The organism is Streptomyces sp. NPDC020747 (assembly GCF_044334695.1).
Classification (GTDB): Bacteria; Actinomycetota; Actinomycetes; order Streptomycetales; family Streptomycetaceae; genus Streptomyces.
Genome location: NZ_JBIRTJ010000018.1, coordinates 95,912 through 105,602, shown reverse-complemented (window position 1 = coordinate 105,602; position 9,691 = coordinate 95,912). Strand labels below are relative to the sequence as shown.

General features: G+C 71.8%; 9 protein-coding genes and 1 pseudogene. 3 read left to right on the top strand and 7 right to left on the bottom strand.

Annotation, left to right across the window (positions count from 1 at the left end; translation table 11 throughout):
* Positions 1-183 precede the first annotated feature (183 nt).
* From ACH4YP_RS38170 to ACH4YP_RS38140, 7 genes are all read right to left on the bottom strand, one after another.
* Positions 184-1,578, bottom strand: a complete 1,395-nt coding sequence (locus ACH4YP_RS38170; protein ID WP_361060623.1) for an MFS transporter — start codon at positions 1,576-1,578, stop codon at positions 184-186.
* A 175-nt stretch (positions 1,579-1,753) separates the two neighbouring features.
* Positions 1,754-2,797: an alcohol dehydrogenase catalytic domain-containing protein gene (locus ACH4YP_RS38165; RefSeq protein ID WP_398495572.1), complete on the bottom strand. Its 1,044-nt coding sequence runs from the start codon at positions 2,795-2,797 to the stop codon at positions 1,754-1,756.
* A gap of 36 nt (positions 2,798-2,833) precedes the next feature.
* Positions 2,834-4,354 carry a mannitol dehydrogenase family protein gene (locus ACH4YP_RS38160; protein WP_398495570.1) on the bottom strand — a complete coding sequence of 507 codons (1,521 nt, stop codon included), beginning with the start codon at positions 4,352-4,354 and terminating at the stop codon, positions 2,834-2,836.
* A gap of 1 nt (position 4,355) precedes the next feature.
* On the bottom strand, positions 4,356-5,579 hold the full coding sequence (gene manD / locus ACH4YP_RS38155) for a D-mannonate dehydratase ManD (RefSeq protein ID WP_398495569.1): 1,224 nt from the start codon (positions 5,577-5,579) through the stop codon (positions 4,356-4,358).
* The gene (locus ACH4YP_RS38150; protein ID WP_398495567.1) at positions 5,576-6,598 is read right to left on the bottom strand and encodes a 2-hydroxyacid dehydrogenase; all 1,023 of its coding nucleotides are present in this window, start codon (positions 6,596-6,598) and stop codon (positions 5,576-5,578) included. The genes manD and ACH4YP_RS38150 overlap by 4 nt, the downstream gene beginning before the upstream one ends.
* Positions 6,595-7,611, bottom strand: a complete 1,017-nt coding sequence (locus ACH4YP_RS38145; RefSeq protein ID WP_398495565.1) for a LacI family DNA-binding transcriptional regulator — start codon at positions 7,609-7,611, stop codon at positions 6,595-6,597. The genes ACH4YP_RS38150 and ACH4YP_RS38145 overlap by 4 nt, the downstream gene beginning before the upstream one ends.
* 285 nt (positions 7,612-7,896) lie before the next feature.
* Complete coding sequence (locus ACH4YP_RS38140; RefSeq protein WP_361060611.1) at positions 7,897-8,184, bottom strand: hypothetical protein; 288 nt, start codon at positions 8,182-8,184, stop codon at positions 7,897-7,899.
* Between the two features lie 54 nt (positions 8,185-8,238).
* Here ACH4YP_RS38140 and ACH4YP_RS38135 point away from each other — a divergent pair, with 54 nt between their 5' ends.
* The 3 genes and pseudogenes from ACH4YP_RS38135 to kdpF all read left to right on the top strand — a co-directional run bounded on the left by ACH4YP_RS38135 (position 8,239) and on the right by kdpF (position 9,687).
* Positions 8,239-8,970, top strand: coding sequence for a MerR family transcriptional regulator (locus tag ACH4YP_RS38135; protein WP_398495563.1), 732 nt, complete (start codon positions 8,239-8,241; stop codon positions 8,968-8,970).
* Between the two features lie 23 nt (positions 8,971-8,993).
* Positions 8,994-9,301 (top strand): annotated as a pseudogene (locus ACH4YP_RS38130) (amino acid permease); the annotation flags it as partial.
* A gap of 296 nt (positions 9,302-9,597) precedes the next feature.
* On the top strand, positions 9,598-9,687 hold the full coding sequence (gene kdpF, locus ACH4YP_RS38125) for a K(+)-transporting ATPase subunit F (protein WP_037659531.1): 90 nt from the start codon (positions 9,598-9,600) through the stop codon (positions 9,685-9,687).
* Positions 9,688-9,691 lie beyond the last annotated feature (4 nt).

Sequence of the window (9,691 nt, the reverse complement as noted above, 5' to 3'; positions counted from 1 at the left end):
TGTCCGGGGTGGGGGTTGTCGCCGACTTCACGCCGTGCCCCCCGCGCCGCCCCCCCCCCCCCCCCGCCCCCGGGGGGGGGGGGGGGCCGGGCGGGGGGGGGGGGGGGCGCCCCCCCCCCCCCACGACTCCGGTGTGCAGCAGTGCGTCGGTGGGTTCGGCCCGGTGGGCGGAGAGGGGGTGGGTCACGGGGTGTTCGTTCCGGCCGCGGGTTTCTGCGGGGCCGTCGCGTCGGTGAGGAGGGTGAGGTCCCGGTCGCGGGTCTCCGGCGCCATCCGGGCCGCGACCAGGCTGATGATCATCATCAGGGTCATGTAGGCGGCGACCGGCACCCACGAACCGGAGAACGCGGTGAGCAGGGAGGCGCAGATCAGCGGGGCGACACCGCCGCCCAGCACCGAGGAGAACTCCCGGCCCAGGGTGACTCCGGCGTAGCGGTAGCGGCTGCCGAACAGTTCGGGGAAGTAGCTCATCTGCACACCGACCGCGCCCTGTCCGGCCAGCACGAAGCCGATGACGATCGCCACGGTGATGGCGTACGGCGACCCGGTGTTGAGCGCGATGAAGGTCGGTCCGGGCAGCAGCACGAGGGCGGCCAGGATCGCCATGTACACGGGCCTGCGCCCGACGCGGTCAGAGAGGATGCCGAATCCGATCGCCGCGATACCGCCGCAGGTCGCCCCGATCATCAGCACCTTGGGCACGAACGAGGGGTCGACGCCGACCGTGGAGACCAGGTACGAGGCCATGAAGACCTGGTAGGTGTACGACTGCGCGCTGATGCCGACGTTCATGAACAGCACCAGGAGCATGGGCTTGCGGCCGTGCTGGAACACCTCCGCCACCGGCGACTTGGGCTTCTCGTGCTGCTCCTTCAGCTCCTGGAAGACCGGGCTCTCGCTGAGCCTGCGCCGGATGAGGACGGCCACGACCGTGACGACCAGGCTGCTGGCGAAGACGACCCGCCAGCCCCAGCTCATCAGGGCTTCCTCGGACAGCGTCTGGGCGAGGATCCAGGCGAGGGCGCCCAGTACGGTGCCCAGGGCGGCGCCGGTCATGACGAGTGAGGCGAGCCTGCCGCGCCGTCCGACCACCGCCGTCTCGGTGAGCAGGGTGGCGCCGCCGGACTGTTCGGCACCGGCTCCGAAGCCCTGGAAGAAACGGCACAGGACGAGCAACGCCGGGGCGAGCAGGCCGACTTGGGAATACGTCGGCAGCAGCCCGATGGCGAACGTCGAGACGCCCATCAGGAAGAGCGTGGTGACCAGTACCCATTTACGGCCGAGCCGGTCGCCGTAACGGGAGAAGAACAGGCCGCCGAGGGGCCGGGCGGCGAACCCGACGGCGTAGGCCGCGAAGCTGGCCAGGAGGGCGACCGCAGGTGTGGCGTTGGGGAAGAACAGGTCGCCGAAGACCAGGGCGGACGCGGTGCCGTAGATGACGAAGTCGTACTGTTCGAGCGCCGTGCCGACGAGGCCGGCCCAGGCGGCGCGGCGGACGGCGCGCGGGTCGGCGGGAGCGTCCTTGGTGGGAGCGGGTGGTGCGGAGTCGCTTGCCATGGGTCCGGTGGACGTGTCCATCAGCCATGCCTCCTTGAACGGGATGGGCATCGGGGACGAAAGGGGGACAGCGCGGTAGGGAAGGGGGACGTCGCGGTAGGGAAGGAGCGCGTCGCGGCACGGATGGGTGCGTCGTGGTAGGAGGGGTGCGGCGAACCGGGCGGGCCGCCTCAACGCGGTTGTCGGCCTTGGATGTTCAGGCAGCGGTGCCGTGCGGCCGGACGACGACCTTCAGGTGCGTCGGGTCCATGACCGGTGCGCGCAGGGCGTCGGCGGCACGGTCGAGCGGGAAGCGGCCCGTGAGGACGGACGCGAGGTCCACCCGGCCGTCGGCCGCCAGGGCCGGCGCGGTGGGGAACGCGTGGGCGTAGCGGAACGCGGTGACGAGGTCGATCTCCCACCGCTGGAGGTGCGCGAGCGGCAGTCCGTCGACGGCGGGAGCGGCCTGACCGACGACGGTGGCGCGTGCGGCGGGCTTCAGGGTACGAAGCCCCTGCCAGAGTGCGGCGGGGTGGGCCGAGCACTCCAACAGCCGGTCCATGCCGGTGAGTTCGAGTTCCTGCGTGGCGGTGTTGACCACCGCCGTGGCGCCGAGCTTGCGGGCCCGGTCGAGCCGGGCGTCGATCACATCGGTGACGATCACCTCGGCGGCGCCCGCGGCTCGCGCCACCTGGGCCACGAGGATGCCGATCGGTCCGGCTCCGGTGATCAGGACCCGGTGTCCGAAGGCGACTTGGGCCCGCCGCACGGCCCAGACAGCGACGGCCAACGGCTCGATCAGTGAACCGAGTTCCAGCGGAACCCCGTCCGGCAGCGGATGGACGGCCCGGGCGGGGACGACGACGTGTCCGGCGAGGACGCCGTGCGTCGGCGGTGAGCCGAGGCAGGTGCCGTGCGGACAGAGGTTGTAGCGGCCCGAACGGCAGGTCTGGCAGGTGCCGCAGCCGAGGGCGGGTTCGATCGCGACCGGGGTACCGGCCTCGACACCGGCCCGGGGGCCGGCCGCCGTGACGACACCGGATGCCTCGTGGCCGAGGACGGTCGGTTGCCTGAGCACGTTCTGGCCGTTGCGTCCGCTCGCGAAGTAGTGCATGTCGGAGCCGCAGACGCCCACGGCGTCGATCTCGACGAGCACCTCGTCGGGGCCGAGGGGGCGCAGGGGGACTTCTTCGACGCGGAGGTCGTCCGGGCCGTGGAGTACGGCGGCTCTGGTTCTGGTGGGCGTCGGGGGAACTGACACGGTCTCACATCCTTGTGAGAGAGGTTGGGTTGGAGCTCAGGCCGTCAGCAGCGGCTCCGAGTCGGCGGCCTCGGCCGCGGCGCCCGCCGCCGCGTCCGTGCCGTGCCGGGCGAGGATGCCGATGAACTCGGCGACCCGCTCGGTGAATTCGGGGTGCTCGGCGAGATCGTCGCCGAGCAGCCCGCCGCTGATGACGGCGGTGACGAAGTCCCGTACGGACGTGGCGCGTTCGGCCTCCCGCCGCAGCCCCTCGCGTGCCGGGTCCGCCATCGCGGCGGCGTGCGGACCGGGATCGAGGCCGGTGGGCGGCGCCATGCAGCACAGGTACGCCGCGACGGTCAGCGCGAGATGGTGCGGCATCCGCCCACCCCGCAGCTGCCTGAGTGCCGGGTCCGGCACCCGCTGGCGCAGCTTGACGGACCCGTCCGAGCCGACCTGCTGGGTGCGGTGCCCGAGAGCCGTGTTGGCCCAGCGGTCGAAGAGCTGCGCCACGTAGGCGTCGAGGTCCAGGTCGGTGGGGACGGTGAGGCTGGGCAGGTAGTCGTCGTGCAGGACGCGGCGCGCGGCATCGGCGACGACGGGCCGGCCGATCGCGTCCGGGATGGTGGCCCGGCCGTCGAGCGCGCCGAGGTAGGCGATGAGCGAGTGGGTGCCGTTCAGCAGCCGCAGTTTGAGCAGTTCGTACGGTTCGACGTCCTCGGTGAACAGCGCCCCGCCGTGCTCCCAGCCGGGTCGGCCGGAGGCGAAGCGGTCCTCCAGGACCCACATCGTGAACGGCTCGGCGGGCACGGGGACTTCGTCCCGCAGGCCGAGGTGGTCGGCGACGGTTCGGCGGTACGCGTCGGTGGTGGCCGGGACGATCCGGTCGACCATGGTGTTCGGGAACGTCACGGCGCCGGCCAGCCACGGGAGGAGTTCGTCGCGCTCGGCGGCCGGCAGCGCCTCGGTGAACTCCCGCACCAGGCGCTCGGTCTGCCCTCCGTTACCGGCCAGGTTGTCGCAGCTGAGCACGGTGACGGGTGTGGCGTGCGAACGCAGGCGGCGCTGCAGCCCTCGTACGATCAGGCCGATCGTGGTCCGCGGCGGTGTGTCCCCGCGCAGGTCGGACCGTACGCCGTCGTGGTCGGTGTCGAGGTGCCCGGTGCGCGGCGAGAAGGTGTAGCCGTGCTCGGTGACGGTGAGCGAGACGATCCTGGTGGCCGGGGCGGCGACGGCGTCGAGGACGGCGTCCGGCTGCCGCGTGGCCACCAGGGCTCCGGTGTGCACGGCGGGAACCGTGACGCGGGATCCCGTCGGCGAGATCTCGACCACGCCGTAGCGGAAGTCCTGGGCCCGCAGCGCGTCGGCCACGGCCGCCGAGCGGCTCGCCACTCCGAGGATCCCCCAGGGGCCGTCGGTGTGGTCGAGGGCGGCCGCGGTGTAGACGGCCTGGTGGGCGCGGTGGAAGTTGCCGAGTCCCAGGTGCACGATGCCGGTCTCGGCGAGCGTGCGCCGGTGCAGGAGTGAAGAGGCGGGAACCGTACGGGAGTTGAGGGTGGGAAGGTCCGTGGTCGTCATCTCACCAGTCCGTCATCGAGCCGTCGCGGCGGCGGGCCACGGGCAGGTAGGCGGGTTCGTAGGGATACCGGGCGGCCAGCGCCTCGTCGACCTCGACACCGAGGCCGGGGGCGTCGCCGGGGTGCAGGTACCCGTCGGCGTAGCTCCAGTCGTGCCGGAACACCTCGTGGACCAGCGGCTCGTAGCCCATGTACTCCTGGATGGCGAAGTTCGGGGTGGACAGGCCGACTTGCAGGGACGCGGCCAGCGCGACGGGTGAGACGTCCGAGGGGCCGTGCGGACCCAGCTTCACCTGCCAGACCTCCGCCAGGGCGGCGATGCGGCGCAGGTGACTGATGCCGCCGGCGTGCGTGACGCAGGTGCGGATGTAGTCGATCAGCTGCTCGGTGATGAGCGTCTGGCATTCCCAGACGGTGTTGAAGACCTCACCGATCGCCAACGGTGTCGTGGTGTGCCGGCGCACATGGCGCAGCACTTCCTGGTTCTCGGCCGGGGTGACGTCCTCCAGCCAGAAGAGGTCGACGTCCTCCAGAGCGCGGCCCAGGCGTGCGGCCTCGTTCGGGGTGAGGCGGTGGTGGGCGTCGTGGAGGAGCTTGACCTCGGGCCCGACGTGCTCGCGGGCCGCGGCCAGCGCGCCGGGGGCGTGCCGCAGATAGGCAGCGGTGTCCCAGACCTCCTCGACGGGGGCGGCGCCGCGGCCGGCCGGCTCGTATTCGGCGTCCCGGCTGCCGACGCCGTAGACGATGTCCAGGCCGGGCACGCCCGTCTGGGCCCGGATGGCCTGGAAGCCGCGCTCGCGCTGGGCGTCGAGGGAGTCGAGCAGCTGCGGGACGTCCCAGCCGGTGGCGTGGGTGTAGGTGAGGACGCGGTCGCGGACGGCGCCGCCGAGGAGCTGGTAGACGGGCTGGTCGGTGGCCTTGCCCTTGATGTCCCACAGGGCGAGGTCGACGGCGCCGATGGAGGTCATGGTGACCGGGCCGCGCCGCCAGTACACCCCGCGGTACAGGTACTGCCAGGTGTCCTCGATACGCGCCGGGTCGCGGCCGATCAGCAGCGGGGCGACGTGGTCGCGGAGGTAGGAGGCGACGGCGAGTTCGCGGCCGTTGAGGGTGGCGTCGCCCCAGCCGACCAGCCCCTCGGCGGTGGTGATCTTGAGTGTGACGAAGTTGCGTCCGGGGCTGGTCACGATGACGTCCGCCGAGACGATGGTGTCGTGCTTGCTCATCGGACCCTCTCCACGATGTTGTGCAGCCCTTCGCCGGCCGCCAGCCGGCGGATGTTGGCCGTGATGTCGGACATCCGGCGGGCGAAGGTCTGCCGGGTGAGCCCCGAGGAGTGCGGCGTCATCAGCACGTTGGGCAGCTCGTGGAAGGCGTGGCGGCTCGGCGCCCCCGTGTTGCCCGAGGCCGGGTAGTCGTACCAGACGTCGATCGCGGCGCCCCCGATCACGCCGTCGCGCAGGGCGGCGTACAGCGCGTCCTCGTCGACGACCGGGCCGCGGCCGACGTTGACCAGGACGGCCGACTCGCGCATGCGGGCCAGTTCCGGCGTGCCGATCAGCCCGGTGGTCCGCTCGGAGAGCGGTACCGACACCACGACCACGTCCGCGGTGTCCAGGAGCGCGTCCAGATCGTCGACGCGCCCCGCCCACACGAGCCTCTCGGCCACCGCGTCGGCGTCCCCGCGTCGGGTGACGGCCACGCCTCGGGCGCCGAACGCCCGGAAACGCTGCCAGGTGCGTGCGCCGATGTGCCCGAACCCGACGAATCCGATCGTGGTGTCCGCCAGCGCGTCGGGCCACGGTGAGCCGGGCGAATGGGCGGGCGAGTCCCAGGTGCTCCGCCGCAGCGCCGCGTCCTGACGCAGGAATCCGCGCCGCAGCAGGACCGTGGCGGCCACGACGTACTCGGCGATCGAGTCCTCGTGATGGAAGGTGTTGGCGACGAGGGTGCCCGGCGGCAGCGCCGCGACGTCGATCTTGTCGATGCCGGCGCCGGCGGCGTGCACCAGACGCAGACCCTTGCCCGCCGCCGCCATCTCGGGCGAGCACACCCCCGACACCAGCACGTCGGCGTCGCGCAGCGCTTCGACGACGGCGCCGGTGTCCGCGGGGTCGGGCCAGCTCACGGTGGTCCGGCCGGGCAGGTCGGCCTCGAACTGGTCCCGCAGGGGTGCCAGATTGGGGTCGGCGACGACGACGTTCAGACCGGCGGTGTCGTTCTGGGGCGGATCTTTGTGCGTCATGCGTGCTCCCGGGTGGCGGGAGGTGTGCGGGTCGTCGCGACCGGTCCGGTGGAACCGCGGACCACGAGCTGGGTGGGCAGCCGCAGGGTGCGCGGCTCCCGGTGCTCGTCGGCGATGGCCTGGGAGAGCATCTCCAGGCTGAGCGCCCCGGCCCGGTCCATGGGGACCGCGATGGTGCTCAGCGCGGGGTACGCGGTCGCGGCGAGCGGCATGTCGTCGATGCCGACCACGCTGAGGTCGTCCGGGACGCGCACTCCGAGCTGCCGCGCTCCGGCGATCACACCGAGGGCGACGAGGTCGTTGTGCGCGATGACGGCGGAGGCGCCGGACGCGATCACGCCCGCCGCCGCGGCGGTGCCGCCTGCCACCGTCTCGGACTGCCAGCCGAGCACCTCCAGCTCCAGGCCCACCCGCTCGGCCTGGGCACGAGCCAGGTCGACGCGGTGGCTGTTGGACCACGAGTGCTGGGATCCCTGGACGTACGCGAGGTGACGGTGGCCCAGCGCCGCCAGGTACTCGACGGTCTGGCGCAGCCCGTCACCGGCGTCCGCGAGGACGCAGTCCGCGGTGGTGGTCTCGCGGTTGACGAGCACGACGGGGGTGTCGCCGCAGAGCGCGAGGACGTCCTCGGCGTCGAGCCGGGGCGAGCACACGACGAGCCCGGCCGACCTGGCACGCAGCTGCGTGATCACCTCCCGCTCCCGGTCGGGATCGAAGTCGGTGTCGGCGAGCACGATGGTCTGCCCGCGGTGCCAGCCCTGGCTCTGCGCCGCCTTCACGAAGGCACCGAAGACCGGGTTGGCGATGTCGGGCACGACCATGGCCACGGTGGCGCTGTCGGACGGCAACTCGGCGGGACGCGGTGGCGGTGGCTCGTAGCCAAGTTCTTGCGCAACCTCCAGAACCTTGCGCAAGGTTTCCGGGCCCAGCCGCTGGGGGTCGTTGAACGCCCGGGAGGCCGTGGAAAGCGCCACGTCGGCGCGCTTCGCGACGTCGGTCAAGGTGGGGGCCACGCTGCCACTCCGTTCCGCAGTTACCGCTGCCTGAACTCTGTGTGGCCCATAGTCGGCAAGCTTGCGCAACCTTGTCAATGCTTGCCGCGAGGTGAATTCCCGACGTGACTCGGGGGCCGGGCGTGGCACGCGGGTGACTGACCGCAAACCCGATCACTCGCTCCGCGCGCGACGCTCGCTGTGCAGCGTGCGCGGCCAGGTGAGCGGATGGGCAGGGGCCTTGCGCCGATCGCCGCAAGGCCCGGAGCGTAGCCGCATCGGCCGCAACGGCCGGGGGCGGATTCCTTAGTCGTGCTGCCCGTCGGCCGGAGCCTTCAGCAGTCGGTCCAGCTCGTTCCCCGCCTCGTCGTACCCGGCGTCGGAGATGCGTTGCAGCTCGCGCAGGTCTCCGGTCGCCTTCGCGCGTCGGGTGAGCAGGAAACCCGCGTGCATGGATCCCTCGTCCAACAGCTCGCTCAGCTCCCCGAGGTCGCCGACCGAGTCGGCAAGGTCGGCAAGCCGGTCCAGTGCGGTCTCGTTGCCCTCGTCGGCCAACTCGCGCAGGGTCTCCCGATCGACATTCGTGTTCGCCATGAGGCCATGCTGCAACCCCGCCCCAGGGGCAGGGTCAAGTGGCACGATGGCCGCGTGATCACCATCGGGCAGCTGGCCGGACACGTCGGGGTGTCGGTCAAGACCATCCGCGTGTACCACGCCAAGGGCCTGCTCCCCGAGCCCGACCGCGACGCGTCCGGCTACCGGCGGTACGGCGCCAACGACGTCATCGACCTGATCAAGATCCGGACGCTCGCCGAAGCCGGCGTCCCGCTGGCCCGTATCCGGGACCTGAGATCGGCGGGCGACGAGGAGTTCCAGCAGGCGCTGCGCGAGATCGACGACGAGCTCACCGGCCGTATCCGTGGTCTGAAAGCAACTCAGGGGCGCCTGCGCCGGCTCGCCGCCGGGGATCTGGCGCCGCTGCCCACCGAGGTCGTCGCCCATCTGGCGGACCTGGCCCGCTGGGGATTCACGCCTCGGTGGGTGGACCTGCAACGCGACCTGTGGATCCTCGTGTTCGCCACCCACCCGGACCGCGCGCTCGCACTGTTCCACGACCAGGCCGAGATCCTGGCCGACCCGGCGCCGCGGCGGCTCTTCCTGGACTACGACCAGGCGTACGGCCTCGACGCCGACGATCCCCGCATCGACGACCTGGCCCGCCGGGCCGTCGAAGCGACCCGGGAACGCTACGGCCCGGACGAACTGCCCGGGCTGGACGCGGCCTCCGAGATCCCCGCCCTCATCCAGGGCACGGTCAACGCCTCGTCCCCGGCATGGCAGCGGATCGACACGCTCATCCGCGCGCAACTGGACATGTGACCCGGTGTGTACGTGCACATGGTTCCGTCACGGCGGTGTCAACGTCCTCGTGTGACCGGCGACAAGGATGCGTCAAGGAGGCCCTGAGCGCCGCCGCCTCGCTCGGCGACGAGGTGCGCGCGGCGACCGTCTGCCACCCCGACCCCGAGGACCGCGCCGGGGGCGAGACGGCCGCTGCCGGGCCCGGCACCCGGGTCACCGTGCTGATCCCCGAGGTCGAGCCGGACCGGCTGTGGCAGCGGCTGCTGCGGAACCAGCGGGTGGCGTGGTCGCGTACGCCGTCCAGAAGGGCGCGGACGCGGTGATCTGCCGGCTGCGGTTCCGCATCTGATCCCGCACGCCGGAGGCAATCCTCCCGGAGGGCCTGATCCGGCGTTGTTCAGGCGCCCGGGGGGATTGCTTCACGCAGATGGATCAGCCCGCCGTATGAGTTCCGTCAAGGCCGTACGAACCTGCGTATGGGAGCCGTCAACGGCGCTCGAATCCGGCCAGAGAGGCGCTTTCCTCTAATCGTCCGTTCGATTCGAACCTCATCTAGGAGCTTGCGATGGCCGACGTGGCCTTCGTCGTCACCACGATCGCGGTGTTCGCGCTGGTGGCTCTCGTCGCCAAGGGGGTGACGAAGCTGTGACCGCCGAGAACATCGTCGGCCTGATCGTGGCCGTCGCCCTGCTGGGCTATCTCGTCCTCGCCCTGATCTTCCCGGAGAGGTTCTGAGAGA

Coding starts and splice junctions, on each gene's coding strand:
- ACH4YP_RS38170 (WP_361060623.1), bottom strand. CDS start 1,578: ATGGACACGTCCACCGGACCCATGGCAAGCGACTCCGCACCACCCGCT.
- ACH4YP_RS38160 (WP_398495570.1), bottom strand. CDS start 4,354: ATGACGACCACGGACCTTCCCACCCTCAACTCCCGTACGGTTCCCGCC.
- manD (WP_398495569.1), bottom strand. CDS start 5,579: ATGAGCAAGCACGACACCATCGTCTCGGCGGACGTCATCGTGACCAGC.
- ACH4YP_RS38150 (WP_398495567.1), bottom strand. CDS start 6,598: ATGACGCACAAAGATCCGCCCCAGAACGACACCGCCGGTCTGAACGTC.
- ACH4YP_RS38140 (WP_361060611.1), bottom strand. CDS start 8,184: ATGGCGAACACGAATGTCGATCGGGAGACCCTGCGCGAGTTGGCCGAC.